Origin of the sequence: Flagellimonas sediminis (genome assembly GCF_010500845.1) — a bacterium.
Taxonomy (GTDB): domain Bacteria; phylum Bacteroidota; class Bacteroidia; order Flavobacteriales; family Flavobacteriaceae; genus Flagellimonas; species Flagellimonas sediminis.
On sequence record NZ_JAAAMI010000002.1, the window covers coordinates 344,974 to 361,326 of the forward strand.

Below are 16,353 nucleotides of genomic sequence, written 5' to 3' on the forward strand. Positions count from 1 at the left end.
ATCAGTCAATCGCCCTTTTGGTTATTTGTCCGTACATGTCAATTCTCCTATCCCGAAGGAATGGCCAGTTTTGGCGTACATTTTCCTGAAGGTCCAGATTTACTTCGGCCAATAATATTTCTTCTTGATCGTGGGAGGCTTGTGCCAAAATTTCACCCTGTGGGCCACAGATGAATGAAGAACCCCAAAATTCGATTCCAGCAGTATCCGGCAAATATTTTTCCAATCCAATGCGATTAGCGGCGGCAACGTACACTCCATTGGCTACGGCATGCCCTTTCATCACGTTCATCCAGGCACCGTGTTGTTTTTCACCAAATTCGGCTTTTTCCTGTGGATGCCAACCAATGGCAGTAGGGTAGAAGAGTACCTCGGCACCTTGAAGGGCAGTCAACCGGGCTGCTTCGGGGTACCATTGGTCCCAACAGATCAAGGTTCCCACCTTTCCTTTTTGGGTAGGGATGGTCTTAAAGCCAAGATCCCCGGGAGTGAAGTAGAATTTCTCATAAAAATGAGGGTCGTCCGGAATGTGCATTTTGCGGTACAAACCTGCTTCGGAACCATCCGAATCTATAATGTAGGCACTGTTATGGTACACCCCGGCCATTCGTTTTTCAAAAAAGGGAACAATGATCACCACTCCCAATTCCTTGGCCAAAGCACTGAACGCATGAAACGATGTACTGTACAAAGGTTCCGCCAAAGAAAAATTCTCTGTATCCTCACTCTGACAGAAATAATGACTACTGTACAATTCGGGCAACGAAATGACCTCCGCGCCTTTGGCTGCAGCTTTTTTAACCCACTCCACACATTTTTTCAAATTGTTCTCGGGGGTGTTGTTCAAGTTTAATTGAAGTACCGAAACGGTGTATTTATTTTTTCCCATGTGTAATGATCAAATATTCTCAAAAAACAATACAAAGATAATTGTATTGTTTTCAAAAAGGGTCATTTTTGTCGTACGGGATGTAATTCTCCCATTCCCAAGGGGTATACATGTCGGCAATGGCCACTTCTAGCAGTTCCTTAAAAATGCTGTTCCCGTTTTCTGAGTTGGTCATGATCATAATGCCTTTTCCCGCTTCCGGAAACAATACGGAGTGATGCACAAATCCACTACCATGCCCTTCCTTGAACACTGCCTTGCCATAGGGTGTTTCAAAATACCCCCAACCTAGACCATATCCTAAATTGATGGCATCATATTTATCGGTAACAACATTGTCTCCCTCATCAAATTGCTTTTCGGTTCGGATCATGATGTGGGGGGTGAAAATCTCATTATAGGATGCCTCGCTAATGATTTTTCTGTGGAGTACCGCAGTTAAAAATTTAGTGTAATCCTCGGAAGTGGTTTCCAAGGTTCCACCGCCCCGCGGTTCATTGTCCTTGTCCTTTTTCAACGATTCGCCTTTCTCATTATGGCCTACCGCATAGTCCTTATCAAATCTTGGCTTCCACTCATAAGCGGAATTTTTCATCCCTAATGGTTCAAAAATAATTTCCTTTGCCAATTGATCCAATTCTTTATCGGTCAACTTTTCCAAAACTACCTGCAGGTAAATAAACCCTTCCCCACTATATGCAAATCTTGTTCCTGGTATGCCGTGTACCCTGAGTTTCTGATCGGGTTCAAACCATCTATAATTTTTGAATCCCGTGGTATTATCCAAGCACATCCGGGCCGTAATCTTATGGTAGAGGGAATCTTCCTTCAAACTGGAAAAATCATCGTGCCACCGGGTCTGGGGCTCATATTCATATAATTTTTTGGGTAGATAGGACTCTAGGGGCGTATCCAAATCAATGACATCATCCTCTACCAATTTCATGACCAAGACCCCAAAGACCGCTTTGCTGAACGAGGCTCCATAAATATTGGTGGAATCCGTCAACGGATATTTTTTGGGAAAATCCTTGTACCCAAAAACATGTTGGTAAACGGGTTCGTTGTCGTTGAAAATGGAGACTGCCATACCTGTGATCTTGGCATCGGCCATCAGTTGGTCTATCTTATGGCTGAGGGAATCCTTGGTGATCAGGGAGCCATCCAACCGTTCAATAGTTTCTATCTTTTGTCCTGTACAGCTTGCCAAAAGTGAGATTCCGATAAGAAAGCACAATGCCTTGGACACAGGCTTCTTCTTCAACTTTAAAAAGGGAATGGACAAAGGGTAATAGCACTTGTCCCTCTGCAGTACATAAATAATATTGAAAATGACAATACCGACACAAATAGGCACAATGGATATGAAGAAAATGAACCCGAACATATCCACAGTGATCAAGCTGATGAAAGACAAGACCGCCCAAAGCAATGCCGTGATCTGAAAGTTGATGATCTTTATCCCGTGCTCATTATATATAGGATTGTCCTCTCTCTTATGTATCCAAAGGAACAAGGGGATCAGAACATTGAACAGGGGCAGAAAAATCCCCAATAGGGGAGTGGCGTGCATGAGCAGCAACCATTTTTTCTTCAGGGTCTCTTCCTTGGGGTCGTCCAAGGGCAGTAAATCGCTTACCTCCACTTCCAAGGCGGCGGCCAAAAGTTTGATGGTATTCAGATGGGGGGACACCTCTTCGTTCTCAATGCGTTGAATGGTCCGTACGGTGACATTGGTCCTTCCTGAAAGTTCTTCTTGGGAATATCCTTTGATTTTCCTTTGGTATTTAAGTCGCTCTCCAATTGATGTATTGTTCATGATTATTTTTGTTTTGATTCTTGGACAAATGTATTGTGGCTACCTTGTCAAGACCACGACATTTAGATGTCACCTTTATGTCATCACCAGTAAAATCAACTGTTTTCGGCCAATATCGATAAAAGAACCCAAACATTAACATGAACCTAGGGCAATATTATCACAATACCTAAATTGAGGAGAAAAACCTCATCTTAATTTTACAAAAACAAAAAGCTCCATCATTAAAATTGATGGAGCTCTTATAATTCTGCTCAATTGATTTCTTTAGAACATAAAACCAAGTCCTGCGGAGAATACGGAATTATGGGCATCCACATCCTCGACCATTCCCGAGAAACCATAGGAATATCTTCCCTGAATGAAGACTCCGGATGGAAATTTGTACTCAACGCCTGCCGCTCCTTGAAAATCAAAGTCGTTCACTGAATTGGTATCGAAACTTACCGAATCATCATTCGGGTCAAAATCAAACTCCTCGTTTACCTTAAAACCAAACTGTGGTCCGGCTTGAAGGTTCAGTCCATCGGCAATGTAAAACTTCAACAACAATGGTACCTGAATATAGTCTACCTTAAATTGTGCATCACCAACATCAAATCCCTGACCGGAATAATACACTTCGGGCTGTAACGATACGTGGTCGGATAACGGCGCTTCTGCCAACAAACCCAAATACATGGAAGTCCTGGAGTCAGGGCTGTCATAGTCATCGCCGGCCACTGTGGCAAAGTTGGCACCCCCTCTAACACCCAATTGAACATTATTGGAATTCTGGGCAAAACTGGTCCCTCCAATAAAAACAATAGCTATAATTAAAATACTTTTTTTCATCACGTTAAAAATTTAGGGTTTATATCTGTGACGAAATTATAAGAGGTGAGCGGGGAAGCTTGATTCAAATCCTAAAAATGTTGACGCAAAAAAGCTTCTTCCAAAAGTTCTCTTTGGGTCCAATGGTATCCTTTCAGGATTGGGCAGGGATAGCAAATAAGTGCACTACTTATCTATTTAGATGAAAAATTATTGACATAAACTATTTTGCCTTCTTCTTCCCAAAAATCAGTTTTAGTAATAAAAAGCCCAGAAAAAAGCCAACAATAAAAATAAGTGCAGTATTCATGATTGATGATGTTTAGGATTTAAAAATAAGGATAAATATTGAAAATCAAAATGTTATGCGGAACAATCTCCTATGGGTCAGGCTAGATTGACATGGAACAAATACCCCACAAATGCAGTGAGACCCATGGCCACCGTTCCCCAAAAACTGATGCGCAGAACGGCTTTCATAATGTTGGAACCACCTGTTTTTGCGGCAACTATTCCCAATAGTATCAAGAACAGCAGCGCAAAACCGTACAGTGAATATTCCATAACAGGTAAAGGGGCCAAAATGGTGACCATCAACGGTAAAAAACCTCCAAGACTAAATGCGGCGCCAGAAGCCAAGGCAGCCTGAATCGGTTTGGCAAAACTGATTTCACTTAATCCCAACTCATCCCGAACATGTGCGCCCAAGGCGTCTTTTTCGGTGAGTTCTTTGGCAACCAAAAGGGCTGTTTCCCTTTTCAGACCCCGGCTTTCATAAATTTGGGTCAGTCGTTCCAGTTCCACATCCGGCATATCCTCCAATTCCTGTTTTTCCCTTTCAATGTCGGCATTTTCAATATCGGTTTGGGAGCTTACCGAAACATATTCGCCTGCAGCCATGGAAAGGGCTCCTGCGACCAATCCGGCCACAGTGGCCAAAATAATGGGAGGCCTGCCATCGCTGGCGGCCGCTACCCCGATGGCTAAACTGGCTGTTGATAAAATACCGTCATTGGCACCAAGTACCGCTGCCCTCAACCAATTGCTCCTGTTAATGTAATGAGGTGCCAAATAGGCCTTCAAATCTTCTTTATGGTCTGCCATTGTACTGATTTAATCACACCTATCTAAGTTCGTAGATCAACCCAATAAATGCAAGATAGTTGGCCAAGAAGTTCTATTTAAATTGAAATAGGTGTCATCAAGGAAAGATTCCTGATCTATCATCTTTTATAATGGCCCCTCGGCTCCTATAAAACTGTAGTGATTCACCATTTGTTGAACATAACAATGTATTTGCTTCCCAGCTGTAATCAAAACCTCCCCCAGAAGGGCTCGTCATGGACCAACGAAATTGATAGTAGGGCAACAATCCCTCTTTTTCTTGATGATATGCCTGATAATCCTGAGGGATTTCAATACAATATTGAATGGTTTGGTATTCCTCAAGTATTTCCTCAACCAAAACTTTCCCGACAACAAAAACCTTATCGGTGTCCCAGTTCCTTAAAACGAATTGATTGTAAGAATTAACCTGAAAACCATACTCCGAACGGTACAGTACACAGTAAAGGTTGTTTATATCGATGCTTCTGCCCAGTCCCAGTTTGTAGTTCCCTCTCTTGAATTGTGGTTCAAAATCCATAGCGTATTTGGACACGTTTATCCTAATTTCCCTAAAGGGAATCTTTTCCGTTTTGAGCAACAAATAACGATCCGGGTTGATTTTACGGGACAGTACAAGATATGAAAGCAGACCCATTAACATGACAAATCCTAATAAGACCCACATTTTTTTGACGTGTAACATTGGGGTAAGTTACTCTTAAAAAATTATTGGACTTAACGTTGATTGACGGATGGTAAACATGATCTTGTGGATGGTCGGTAAATGAGGAATCGCAGATGTGTCAACCAAATTTAGTTTTAACGGATCAGTCGATTTGTTGTTTTATTTTTAATATAATCCGCTCCGTATGCTTTTCCAATGGCTCATAGAAAGATTTGTTCAGATTGATGGACGCCACAATAAAAAGATAAAGGTTACTTTCAAATTCTGGGTTGGTGAGAAAGTTGAAATCATTGTTTGGGAATCTACTCGGGGTGGCATCGAGTAGGGCATCATCAATGATATCCAAATGCCTCCTGAAATTTGCATATGTAATAAAAAAATCCTGACTGTTGTCCCTTCTTTCCACCACATATTTTTCTTGGTTATGAACGAGCTCCAATTGAGACAGCCATTCTGAAATGGACTTCCTCAAATCTTGATCCGTGATCAGGGACAATTTTCCCGAATTGTTGATTTCATTCATGGTCCCAAGATTGGGGACAAATCTAGGTTCAAATTTGAATGCCCCGACCATATGCATGGACAGCTCCTTTTCATTTACTGTTGGCAATGATGGTCCGGTAAAATCCCCAATTTTAATGGCAGTTTCATAAATTCCCTGGTTGGCCAACCGGGTACTGTCCAAAATCCCGAGATTAACCTCAAATTCTTGCAAAAGAGCCATCAATAATTGATGTTCGATCACTTTGCTTTTTTGGATATCGTTCCAATTGTTGATCTGTAGGGCGATCAAAATACCAATGACCACAAGTACAATTTCGCCAATGGCATATTTTAGATACTTTCCTGTCCTGTTTTCAAAAAGTAGATTTTGTCTGATTTTTCTAAAGAGTTTGATCATGGTTTAAGGGTTGGTCAATAAGAATTGTATTAATTGAGGACTCTATGGTAGTTTGACTTGTGCACATCTCTAAGTTCACCGAAAAAAGTGCTGGTTCATTAATTTAATATTTCCGTTTCAAAAGTACTTTTCAACAATATATCCATGAATTTCAACATTTTATCTTCTCAGTGGAAATCCGAAATCCAAACACTCTACTAAATCCTTGTATATCTTACTTTCTTTATCCTATCCCCATTGAGGAAAATGTCATTATCCATAAATTCCAAACTGTAAAAATCAACTAACATTTTATCTTTGGACACCAGTAACCCACTGGTTTTATAATCTGGCCTAAAGATGACCTCATAGACATTGTCTTCACGATGTGATATGGTTATAAGCGTTTTAGTTTCATGACTAAAATATTGACCATTGATCTTTTTAAAGTCATATCCTTTCTGGATACTATTTGTTTTGATAAGGGAGTATGGGGCATGATCCGTATAATAAGCTGTTACCATTAACCTCCCATCCGGATTAAAGGTGAACTCCTGTTTAAATGCTGGATCAAATTTTTGTCGGAAAATATTATCAGCTTCCCGTACCAACTCAACATCATTTCTGCCAACTCTTTTTAAAAATACCCTTTTGTCCCTTTTTTCAAATGTGAAGGAAAAGTCGTTCTCAGTAAGGTATGTTCCTAAAATTTCATCCTCACTTACATATTTCCCAATCCCAACAGGCGTAGTATTGTAATTGGATTTATCTTGGTCAAGGTCTAAAATTAAGTCCACCATTTGCCTAGTCTGGCTTGAGGGAATTGTTTTTCCTGAATTTGTCAAAGTCAAAAATGAAATATTCTGCTGCGGAAACCGCAATACCGTGGCCTTCCAGGCACCAGTAGCTCCCTCGTGAAAACTATAATCCAAACCTTTGTATGACCCAAATTCCAATCCATATCCATAATTGGGGAAATTGGATAGATCAATAGGTTTTTGACCCTGTATGATGATGTCCCTGTCGATTTTAGTAGACCCCATGCCTTGTATCAATTGCTCCCAATTAATTTGGTCTTTTAGGGATGAAAAAATATTGCCGTCACCACATACCTCCCAAATCCAATCGTAGGTGGACCAGGTTCCAAAATTGAAATAGGCCCTTGCAATTTGACCTCTAATTTTAGTATGATTATTTTCAAATGAGGTGTTGGGCATATTTAGTTTATTGAACATCTCATTTGTATAATCAGTAAAAGACCTGTTGGTAATTTTCTCAACGATCAATGCCAAAAGAATATAGTTTGTGTTACTGTACAAATATTTGGTGCCCGGCCTAAAATTCAATTCGGATTGATCCTGAATCAATCTTAAAACATCTTCATTATTAAAGGATTTCTCCCACCAAGTATACCCCTGTAACGACCATAAATCGTAACAATCCCTTATTCCGCTTGTATGGTTCAACAAATTCCGTATGGTAATTTCATCCTTTAAGGCGGAATACAACTCTGGAAAATAAATTCTTAAATCATCTGAAAGTTTTAACTTTTTATCATTGACCAAACTCAGTATGGCCAATGCGGTGAATTGTTTTCCATTGGAGGCGATATTAAACCGTGTAGCGTTATTGATCGGTGATTTTACCTCCAAATCGGCGAAACCAGCATACTTTTCATAAATTACGCGGCCATTTTGAATTATCGCCGTTGCTATTCCCGGTGCATTATCAGGTACGTCTTGGCCAACAATACTATCGAGTAATTTTATTTTTGCATCCGATAGGCCAACTTGTCCTAAAACTGAAGTACATGAAACCAATGCCAAAGTCATTTGAAGTAATACTGTCTTCATATATGTAATTTAGTTTGTTCTCAAAATAGTCAGGAATATCTTCTAAAATGCACCTTAGTAAGGAGCATATTAGATTTTTAACGATCCGATTCCCGGTTGTTACTAAGATCGATTTATTTTTTCAATTCCAATCGATTCAAGAAGCTGATTTTGAAATCTTTCGATCCAACATAATTTTTACAAAGGATAAAAGAAAGTATTGATAACACATAAATAAGAAACCAATTCCATCTTTCCCATTTAAATGAAAGGGTTAGAGGTCGTTTATTCCAATATAGGATATCAACGGCAGCATCAACTCTTTACCTTTTACCTGTAACCCAAAACCATCATAATCTATATTTTCCGTTATTTTGTAGTGCAACAAAACTATACCTATGGAATCACCCAACTGGCAGACCGCCATGGAATTTGAAGATATCACTTATAAAAAATGTAACGGAGTGGCCCGCATTGCCTTTAACCGCCCCGATGTGCGCAATGCCTTTAGACCAAAGACCACCAGCGAGCTATACAAAGCCTTTTACGATGCGCAGGAAGACACTTCCATTGGTGTGGTGCTACTCTCCGGTGAAGGACCTTCTTCCAAGGATGGCAAATGGGCCTTCTGTAGTGGAGGGGACCAAAAAGCCCGTGGCCATAAAGGCTATGTGGGAGAGGATGGTTATCACCGATTGAACATTCTAGAGGTGCAACGCCTTATCCGGTTTATGCCCAAAGTAGTGATTGCCGTGGTGCCCGGTTGGGCCGTTGGGGGAGGGCATAGCCTGCATGTGGTTTGTGATATGACGTTGGCCAGTAAGGAACATGCCATTTTTAAACAGACCGATGCCGATGTCACCAGTTTTGATGGGGGGTACGGTTCGGCATACCTCGCCAAGATGGTGGGACAGAAAAAGGCCCGTGAAATTTTCTTTTTGGGACGAAACTACTCCGCGCAGGAAGCTTTTGAAATGGGTATGGTGAATGCCGTGGTGCCCCACGACGAACTGGAGAACACTGCTTATCAATGGGCACAGGAAATCTTGGCCAAGTCTCCAACTTCCATTAAAATGCTGAAATTCGCCATGAACCTTACCGATGACGGTATGGTAGGGCAGCAAGTATTTGCTGGAGAAGCGACCCGTTTGGCCTACATGACGGACGAAGCCATAGAAGGAAGAAATGCCTTTTTGGAAAAACGTAAACCCGACTTTGGAAAGGACAAATGGATTCCGTAATTCAATTAGCAATGACCAATTAACAGTTGACAATTGAATATTGTTTATCGTTAATTGATAATTGTGCGTGCCCATTGGAAATGTATAAAACCAAAAAGAGTCCTGCCACTGGGGTCAAGACTCTTTTACGAGAACACTATATGAAAATGAAAAAATTACTTTCTAATTAATTACATGGTAAATGTAGCACCAGTGTTCCCGCAAATGAAATTATTGTTGTGAAGTGTCCCTTTGTTGTGGTTTGCCTCCAATTTTAAGGCATCTACTCGATTTACGGTAGCGCTTTTACGATGTTCGACAATATACTGTTCACATCAAAATCGGGTTCTTCGGCCAATCCGGTACGGACCACTACCAAATCTTTGGATGGAATCATGAACACATATTGTCCTTGATAACCATTACAGGAAAACAGATCTTTGGGCACATCGGGATACTTGCCTTCGGCATTGAGCCAAAAATGGGCCCCATAAGTACCATCAGAATGTATTGTTGGCGTAGTAATGTAATCCACCCATTCAGGATCAAAGAGTTGTTCCCCGTTCCAGTTTCCCTTGTTTAGGTACAATTGTCCAAAACGGGCCCAGTCGCGGGTACTGGCCCATGCGTACGAAGATCCAACGTAATTACCGGCAATATCAGCTTCCAACACCATGGAATACATTCCAATCTTGTCGATCAGGGCGGAGTAGGGAAAGTCCAAATATTCTTGATGGCTGCGAAACTGTTGCCGTAAAATTCCGGATAGCAAGTTGGTGGTACCTGACGAATATTTCCAAATTTCTGTGGGTTTTGCAATGGCTTTTTTATCCCGTTGTGCCTGGGTCATGTCGCTGTCGAGGAACAACATTCGGGTTACATCCGAAATACCGGAATAATCTTCATCCCAAGCCAAACCGCTTTGCATGCGCAACAAATGGTTCAACGTAATGTCCTTCCGTTCGTCATCCTTCCATTCCGCGATAGGTGCGGGCCAATCCATATTTAATTTACCTTGATGCTGTAAAACCCCAAAACAGGTGGCCAGGACACTCTTGGTCATCGACCATCCTAATATAGGGGTGTTCTGGTCAAATCCATCCACATATTTCTCCGCTAAAACATGTCCCTTGTACAGCACTAAAAAGGTACGGGTCTTTTGGGTTTCTGGATGGGCGAACGCTACGGCAAGGGCTTTGTTTATCTGATCCATGTCCACATCTGGAAAAATAGAATCCGACGGAGCTGCCTGGCCATAAGGATAAGGAATGGTATCCGAAGGTTGATTGCGTTGAGGTCGGATGGTAAGTTTGGAAGGGTCATAATCATCATTGATGAGCACGGTACCTAAACCATCACGGTACACTGCCGTCCTTTTCATCAATCCATACACGGTGGAAGATGCGGATTGTTCACTTTCATCCACCTCGGTGACCGCCAACTCCACCAAAGGGACATTGTTATCAATTTGGTTCATGGAAGCCGCGGACCTGTGGGCCACATAAACCCCGGAGGCCACATTTTTAGCGGCATAACCGGAAATAATGTTCAATTTGGGGTAATTCAAGTAGACCACCACTCCAATAACAAGGATCAGCAGCAGTAAAACACGCTTAAGTAGTTTCATGGTTAGAGTATGTATTTGTAACTTTCTGCTTTTAAAGATAAACAATTAGAACATGTCCAACATCGGATTGATCATAGAGGAACGAAGCAGGGATATCGGTGATTTTTTGGTAGGTAGACTTATACCGTTCCGAAAAAAAAGAATGATAGGCCCTTTCATTTTTATCGATCATATGGGGCCAACCCAATTGGGGCCTTCCAAATATATGGATGTAGACCAACACCCCCATATGGGACTTTCTACCTTGACCTTTATGTTGGAAGGTGAAATCATCCATGAAGATAGTTTGGGAACCCGCCAAAGAATCAGTCCCGGTTCGGTCAATTGGATGACCGCAGGAAAAGGGGTTACCCATACCGAGCGCACCCCGAAGGACTTGCGCAATGGCAAGGTTTTCACGGCCCATGGGTATCAGATTTGGGTGGCACTCCCTAAAGCTCTCGAGGATATGGATCCCGAATTTCACCATATTGACGGAAAAGATCTTCCTCAATGGGAAGATGGCAATACCCAGTTCAAACTGGTGGCAGGGGAGGGATACGGTAAAAAATCACCGGTACCTGTACATTCAGATTTGTTCATGGTTGAGGTGATCAATAAAGAGGCCTATGCCCTCAACGTGAATGGAATGCTTAAGGGCGAAATCGGCATCTGTATCGTGGAAGGCGGTATTGAAGCCTGTGGGGAAACGGTGGAAAAAGGAAATATTTTGGTCTCCAAGGTTGAGGATACCTGCAACATCAACTTACAGCCCAATACCCATTTACTGTTGTTCGGAGGTGAGCCATTTCCGGAGGAACGCTATATTTATTGGAATTTTGTTTCATCTGACCAAGAAAAACTGGAATGGGCCAAAAAAGTCTGGGCCAATAAATCTTTCCCGATGATGACAAACGATCAAACCTATGTACCCTTGCCAGGTTAAAGGAATGCATATGTACTGTCCAAGTTAAATCGATATCCGTATTGAAGAATCTGATATTCATTTTTATTGTCATAACATCTTGCTCCAAAAAGCAGGAAGCCAAACCTGCCACGGAATATGATTGGATAGGGCATGAGGTCACGGCCTCGGCCTACAATTCGGTACATTGGCAGACGGATAGCATCAGCCCTTCCATCGCCGCTTGGGGAGATACCCTGAAACCTGGAATGAAAAGTATTGCCGTATCCCGGGACTTGGTAAAAAAGGGGTTGGTACACAATACCATGGTAAAAATCGATACTTTTCCTGATACTTTTTATGTTTTGGACAAAATGCACTCCAAATGGCGGAATAGAATAGACATTTATATGGGTAAGGACGTTAAAAAAGCAAGGGAATGGGGCAGAAAAAAAATCATGATTTGTTATGCAGTGCCCATTGACACCTCATTAACCGTGATTGAATGAAAAAGTTTGGATTAACTGCGTTACTGGCATATTTAGCTATGGCCTGTACAACCCAAAAGAAGATTGTGGATATCCCCATCATCTTTGATGATCAGCGTATAGAACTCACCAAGGAGTACATGGCCCAACGATACGGTTTAGACAAGGATTCCACTCAAATCATTCCTAAAATGGTTGTGTTGCACTGGACAGCCATTCCATCCTTACAAAAATCGTTTGCCACATTCAACCGGTCCACCTTACCCAATTGGAGACCCGATTTGGTGAATGTGAGTGGACTTAACGTTTCTTCCCAATTCTTGGTGGATCAAGATGGAACCATTTACAGACTGATGCCGGAAACCACCATGGCACGTCATACCATCGGACTGAACCATTGTGCGATCGGCATCGAAAATGTTGGGGGAACCGAAGGGCTTCCTTTGACCAAAAAACAATTGAAGGCCAATATTTTTCTCGTTAAATACTTGGCATCTAAATATGATATAGAATACGTCATCGGCCATCAAGAATACACTTTGTTTGAAGGACATCCCCTTTGGCTAGAGGTGGACGATGGATACCGGACCACCAAAACGGACCCCGGGATGGATTTCGTGGAAAAAGTGCGAAAGGCCACTAAAAAGTTTAATTTTAAACCTGTTCCAACAAAATAATCAAGATGTTCAAAAAACTGTTACCCTTGGCAATTTCATTGCTGTCCCTTTCCCTGACGGCTCAAAATTCGTTGACCTCCAAGTTGTACGAAACCTATGAAAAGTACAAGGAGCCTTCTTTGGGCAAAAGACGTATCAAGCATACCGATTTAAAGCCCTTGATCGATCAATTAAGATCCAATCCTAAGTTTGAGGTACAAAAGGTTGGTGAATCCATTGAAGGTCGTGACCTGAACTTGATCAGCATCGGCAAAGGAACTGAGAACATTTTCCTGTGGTCACAAATGCACGGGGATGAACCAACGGCCACACAGGCTATTTTTGATATTTTTCATTTTTTGAACTCTCCAGATTTCAAAGAGGAGAAAGCAGTAATCTTATCCAAATTAAAATTGCACTTTTTGCCCATGTTGAATCCGGATGGGGCAGAGGTGTTCCAGCGAAGGAATGCCTTGGGAGTGGATATCAACAGAGATGCATTGCGATTGCAATCCCCTGAAGGACAGACTTTAAAAAGGCTACGTGATAGTCTGGATGCTTCCTTTGGTTTCAACCTGCACGACCAAAGTAGGTACTACAATGCGGAACGTACCGAGAAACCGGCCACCATTTCGTATTTGGCAACGGCATATAACTATGAGAAAGACATTAACGATGTACGGGCCAAGGCCATGAAGGTCATTGTGTTTATGGACAAAATCATCCAAAATTATGCTCCTGGCCAAGTGGGTCGGTATAGCGATGATTTTGAACCTAGAGCTTTTGGGGACAACATTGCCAAATGGGGAACGAGTCTTATATTGATTGAATCCGGTGGTTATCCGGAAGACAGGGAAAAGCAGGAAATTCGTAAGTTGAATTATGTTTCCATTCTATCCGCACTGTATACGATAGCTACCAAAAGTTATGAGAGTATTCCAACGGAAGATTATGAAAAGATTCCGAAGAACGACCGCATGCTGTTCGACCTAAAAATTACAAACGCCACTTACGAGCTTTTGGGCAAGGATTACGTGCTAGATCTTGGTATCATGCAAAATGAAGTGGACAAAAAGGGACACAACGATTTTTATTACCGGAGCTCCATTGGTGACCAAGGCGATTTGAGTACCTTTTACGCTTATGAAACCTTTGATGCCACTGGATACAAGATCGTTCCACCAAAGGTAGCGACGATGGAAACTGTTACCAATCCTTTGAAAGTACTGTCACAGGGCATTGCCTATGTGAAGGGAAAACTACCGCAAGAAGGTTCCTCTGTTAAAATGCCCATAAATAGGGTAGGCGAGGATTTCGAACTCAAGGGGTTTAATCTTCAACCTGGTATGAACCCTACTTTCTTTTTGGAAAAAGAGGGCAGATTGACCCATGCCGTAATCAATGGTTTCCTGATCGATCTGAACAAACCTTTAGAGAATCAAGAAACCGGAAACGGACTCATTTATCGTTAATAACCATAGTGAAAGGTCAGGTTGGCGCCATGACTCAACAAAAGGGCCAGCATAATCAATAAAATACTCACGATAAGTCCGAAGAGAATGAGCACGGCACTTTTATAGCCAAAGGAAAGTGGTCCAATGGCACTACTTTGAATAATTTCCTTTACAACATCCATAGCGAATCATTTTGAGGTTGAACTTCAGTTATTGGTAGGATGTCAGTAGTTGTTTGTATAGGTAAAACAACTATTGGGCCAAAAACCCTATTTTTTTGACAGTTTTGGAAGAGAATTGTATATCTTTCTTCATCAAATTGACTACACAATGAAGAAACTTATTGCATTTGCTATTTTATCCGTTTTGGTGATTAAAACGGTTTCGGCCCAGGAAGCCAAGGATCTGTTCAATGGAAAAGACCTGGACGGTTGGGTAGTTCACGGGGAAGAAAAATGGTACGTTGAAAACGGCGAGCTCATTTGTGAAAGCGGCCCCAAAGCAGAATACGGGTATTTGTCCACCAAGGATTTTTACAAGGATTTTGAACTTACCCTCGAATTTAAGCAGGAAGCCGATGGTAATAGTGGGGTGTTCATTCGTTCCACTTTTGAAGGCACCAAGGTCAGCGGGTGGCAAGTTGAAGTGGCCCCTCCCGGAAAATATACAGGTGGCATCTATGAGTCCTATGGCCGTGGTTGGTTGATCCAGCCCGAACCTGAAAAGGATAAAGCACTTAAAATGGGGGAGTGGAATACCATGAAAATTAGGGTGCACGGCTCAGATATTGTTACCTGGTTGAACGGAGTTGAAATGGTTCACCTTACCGACGAAAAAATAGGGGAAGGTGTTGGAGCCATTGCGCTTCAGATTCACGATGGCGGCGGCATCAAGGTTAAATGGCGCAACATCAAAGTAAAACCTGTGGAAGTACAGTAAAAATAAAAGCCCGATTAAATCGGGCTTTTTTTATGCTTGTCTGTTTCAGAAACTATTCTTTACGAGGGGTCACCACAAAACTTCTGTATTCAATAGGACCGTGATCTCCCTGAATCATGAATGGTCCAGGTTCACCTTCTTTGCTATCTATGGCACCTCCAGTAATACCCGGAATGGTTGCATCGCAAATAACTGTTTTACCATTAAGGGTTACGGTTACCCTTCTCCCAATCAGGGTAATATCATATGTCTGCCACTCACCAGCTGGTTTGGAGGCATTCTCGTTGGGCTCCAAAAATCCGTAAACCCCACCTAGGTAAATATCCAAAGGCTCCAATCCTTCACTGTCCACAATCTGCACCTCATAACGACCCCGAAGGTAGATACCACTGTTGCTCCCTTGAGGATAACGGAACTCCACATGCAATTTAAAATCCTTGAATTTTTGATCGGTCAGTAAGTTGGAACCTGATTCAGGACTGGTCAACACACCATCTTTGATCACCCATTGGTTCTTTTCTCCATCCACATGCCAACCTGTCAAATCCTTACCGTTGAAAACATTGATAGGCTTATCCCACTTTGCATTTTCAGTATAGGCAAGTTCAGGAGCCTTTACACCGGTCCAATGCATTACGGTGCCATCGGTGAAGATCATGGTGCCTTTCATTTTGCCATCGGTCAGTTCACCATGAAAAATCATGTCGCTTCCCTTGGCTTCCCATTGATTGGGGATACTAAAAGTGAATTTGTTGTCACCGTAGGCCTTTACTTCAGAAATAGGTCTTGCGCTACCAAAGGCAAACACAAAACGTCCCAACAAAGTTGCCGTACCGGAATGTCGGATTTCCAACCAAGATGGGGCTTTTTTGCCCATAAAGTCCATTTCAAGGTCCCATCTTCCTTCCAGAGGGCTGATGTGCTGGGCATAGGTGTTAAATGCGGCTCCAAAAATGAAGCACAGAAAAAGAATGCGTAAAGATTTTTTTCGGAATGTCATAGTTTGTTCAGTTTTATTGACATCCAAGATACGGATTTATCCAAAAAAGATTCCTGTAAAT

General features: G+C 42.0%; 16 protein-coding genes. 6 read left to right on the forward strand and 10 right to left on the reverse strand.

The genetic code is table 11. The features are described 5' to 3' along the window. Position 1: 1 nt before the first annotated feature. From GTK07_RS06175 to GTK07_RS06205, 7 genes are all read right to left on the reverse strand, one after another. On the reverse strand, positions 2-889 hold the full coding sequence (locus tag GTK07_RS06175) for a carbon-nitrogen hydrolase (protein ID WP_163634112.1): 888 nt from the start codon (positions 887-889) through the stop codon (positions 2-4). A 52-nt stretch (positions 890-941) separates the two neighbouring features. Continuing rightward, the gene (locus GTK07_RS06180; RefSeq protein WP_163634114.1) at positions 942-2,708 is read right to left on the reverse strand and encodes a serine hydrolase; all 1,767 of its coding nucleotides are present in this window, start codon (positions 2,706-2,708) and stop codon (positions 942-944) included. 267 nt (positions 2,709-2,975) lie between these two features. Then, on the reverse strand, positions 2,976-3,542 hold the full coding sequence (locus tag GTK07_RS06185; protein ID WP_163634116.1) for a porin family protein: 567 nt from the start codon (positions 3,540-3,542) through the stop codon (positions 2,976-2,978). Between the two features lie 366 nt (positions 3,543-3,908). Next, a complete protein-coding gene (locus GTK07_RS06190; protein WP_163634118.1) occupies positions 3,909-4,625 on the reverse strand; it encodes a VIT1/CCC1 transporter family protein in 717 nt (238 codons plus the stop codon). Positions 4,626-4,722: 97 nt separating this feature from the next. Then, positions 4,723-5,313, reverse strand: a complete 591-nt coding sequence (locus GTK07_RS06195) for a hypothetical protein (protein ID WP_163634120.1) — start codon at positions 5,311-5,313, stop codon at positions 4,723-4,725. A 142-nt stretch (positions 5,314-5,455) separates the two neighbouring features. Continuing rightward, positions 5,456-6,214, reverse strand: coding sequence for a DUF6090 family protein (locus GTK07_RS06200; protein ID WP_163634122.1), 759 nt, complete (start codon positions 6,212-6,214; stop codon positions 5,456-5,458). A gap of 197 nt (positions 6,215-6,411) precedes the next feature. Next, entirely contained in the window at positions 6,412-8,046 is a 1,635-nt protein-coding gene (locus GTK07_RS06205) for a serine hydrolase domain-containing protein (RefSeq protein ID WP_163634125.1), read from the reverse strand. Positions 8,047-8,423: 377 nt separating this feature from the next. Between GTK07_RS06205 and GTK07_RS06210 the strand changes: the two genes are divergently transcribed. Continuing rightward, positions 8,424-9,266, forward strand: coding sequence for a 1,4-dihydroxy-2-naphthoyl-CoA synthase (locus tag GTK07_RS06210; protein WP_163634127.1), 843 nt, complete (start codon positions 8,424-8,426; stop codon positions 9,264-9,266). Between the two features lie 271 nt (positions 9,267-9,537). Here GTK07_RS06210 and GTK07_RS06215 read toward each other — a convergent pair whose 3' ends face one another. Next, positions 9,538-10,872, reverse strand: coding sequence for a serine hydrolase domain-containing protein (locus tag GTK07_RS06215; protein WP_163634129.1), 1,335 nt, complete (start codon positions 10,870-10,872; stop codon positions 9,538-9,540). Between the two features lie 52 nt (positions 10,873-10,924). On the opposite strand from GTK07_RS06215, the gene GTK07_RS06220 reads away from it, so the two are divergent. From GTK07_RS06220 to GTK07_RS06235, 4 genes are read left to right on the forward strand one after another with little or no spacing between them, the layout of a single operon-like run. After that, positions 10,925-11,797 carry a pirin family protein gene (locus GTK07_RS06220; RefSeq protein WP_163634131.1) on the forward strand — a complete coding sequence of 291 codons (873 nt, stop codon included), beginning with the start codon at positions 10,925-10,927 and terminating at the stop codon, positions 11,795-11,797. 41 nt (positions 11,798-11,838) lie between these two features. After that, positions 11,839-12,264: a 3D domain-containing protein gene (locus tag GTK07_RS06225; protein WP_203583743.1), complete on the forward strand. Its 426-nt coding sequence runs from the start codon at positions 11,839-11,841 to the stop codon at positions 12,262-12,264. Further along, entirely contained in the window at positions 12,261-12,920 is a 660-nt protein-coding gene (locus tag GTK07_RS06230; RefSeq protein ID WP_163634133.1) for a peptidoglycan recognition protein family protein, read from the forward strand. Before GTK07_RS06225 ends, GTK07_RS06230 begins: the two co-directional genes overlap by 4 nt. A gap of 5 nt (positions 12,921-12,925) precedes the next feature. Then, positions 12,926-14,371, forward strand: a complete 1,446-nt coding sequence (locus tag GTK07_RS06235; protein WP_163634135.1) for a M14 family zinc carboxypeptidase — start codon at positions 12,926-12,928, stop codon at positions 14,369-14,371. Here GTK07_RS06235 and GTK07_RS06240 read toward each other — a convergent pair. Then, complete coding sequence (locus GTK07_RS06240; protein ID WP_163634137.1) at positions 14,368-14,535, reverse strand: hypothetical protein; 168 nt, start codon at positions 14,533-14,535, stop codon at positions 14,368-14,370. The genes GTK07_RS06235 and GTK07_RS06240 overlap by 4 nt on opposite strands. A gap of 148 nt (positions 14,536-14,683) precedes the next feature. On the opposite strand from GTK07_RS06240, the gene GTK07_RS06245 reads away from it, so the two are divergent. Next, positions 14,684-15,292, forward strand: coding sequence for a 3-keto-disaccharide hydrolase (locus GTK07_RS06245; RefSeq protein WP_163634139.1), 609 nt, complete (start codon positions 14,684-14,686; stop codon positions 15,290-15,292). A gap of 52 nt (positions 15,293-15,344) precedes the next feature. Here the strand turns inward: GTK07_RS06245 and GTK07_RS06250 are convergent, their stop codons facing one another. After that, entirely contained in the window at positions 15,345-16,292 is a 948-nt protein-coding gene (locus GTK07_RS06250; protein WP_163634141.1) for a 3-keto-disaccharide hydrolase, read from the reverse strand. Positions 16,293-16,353 lie beyond the last annotated feature (61 nt).

Coding starts and splice junctions, on each gene's coding strand:
- GTK07_RS06205 (WP_163634125.1), bottom strand. CDS start 8,046: ATGAAGACAGTATTACTTCAAATGACTTTGGCATTGGTTTCATGTACT.
- GTK07_RS06210 (WP_163634127.1), top strand. CDS start 8,424: ATGGAATCACCCAACTGGCAGACCGCCATGGAATTTGAAGATATCACT.
- GTK07_RS06230 (WP_163634133.1), top strand. CDS start 12,261: ATGAAAAAGTTTGGATTAACTGCGTTACTGGCATATTTAGCTATGGCC.
- GTK07_RS06200 (WP_163634122.1), bottom strand. CDS start 6,214: ATGATCAAACTCTTTAGAAAAATCAGACAAAATCTACTTTTTGAAAAC.
- GTK07_RS06175 (WP_163634112.1), bottom strand. CDS start 889: ATGGGAAAAAATAAATACACCGTTTCGGTACTTCAATTAAACTTGAAC.
- GTK07_RS06180 (WP_163634114.1), bottom strand. CDS start 2,708: ATGAACAATACATCAATTGGAGAGCGACTTAAATACCAAAGGAAAATC.
- GTK07_RS06235 (WP_163634135.1), top strand. CDS start 12,926: ATGTTCAAAAAACTGTTACCCTTGGCAATTTCATTGCTGTCCCTTTCC.
- GTK07_RS06215 (WP_163634129.1), bottom strand. CDS start 10,872: ATGAAACTACTTAAGCGTGTTTTACTGCTGCTGATCCTTGTTATTGGA.
- GTK07_RS06195 (WP_163634120.1), bottom strand. CDS start 5,313: ATGTGGGTCTTATTAGGATTTGTCATGTTAATGGGTCTGCTTTCATAT.
- GTK07_RS06185 (WP_163634116.1), bottom strand. CDS start 3,542: ATGAAAAAAAGTATTTTAATTATAGCTATTGTTTTTATTGGAGGGACC.
- GTK07_RS06240 (WP_163634137.1), bottom strand. CDS start 14,535: ATGGATGTTGTAAAGGAAATTATTCAAAGTAGTGCCATTGGACCACTT.
- GTK07_RS06190 (WP_163634118.1), bottom strand. CDS start 4,625: ATGGCAGACCATAAAGAAGATTTGAAGGCCTATTTGGCACCTCATTAC.
- GTK07_RS06220 (WP_163634131.1), top strand. CDS start 10,925: ATGTCCAACATCGGATTGATCATAGAGGAACGAAGCAGGGATATCGGT.
- GTK07_RS06245 (WP_163634139.1), top strand. CDS start 14,684: ATGAAGAAACTTATTGCATTTGCTATTTTATCCGTTTTGGTGATTAAA.
- GTK07_RS06250 (WP_163634141.1), bottom strand. CDS start 16,292: ATGACATTCCGAAAAAAATCTTTACGCATTCTTTTTCTGTGCTTCATT.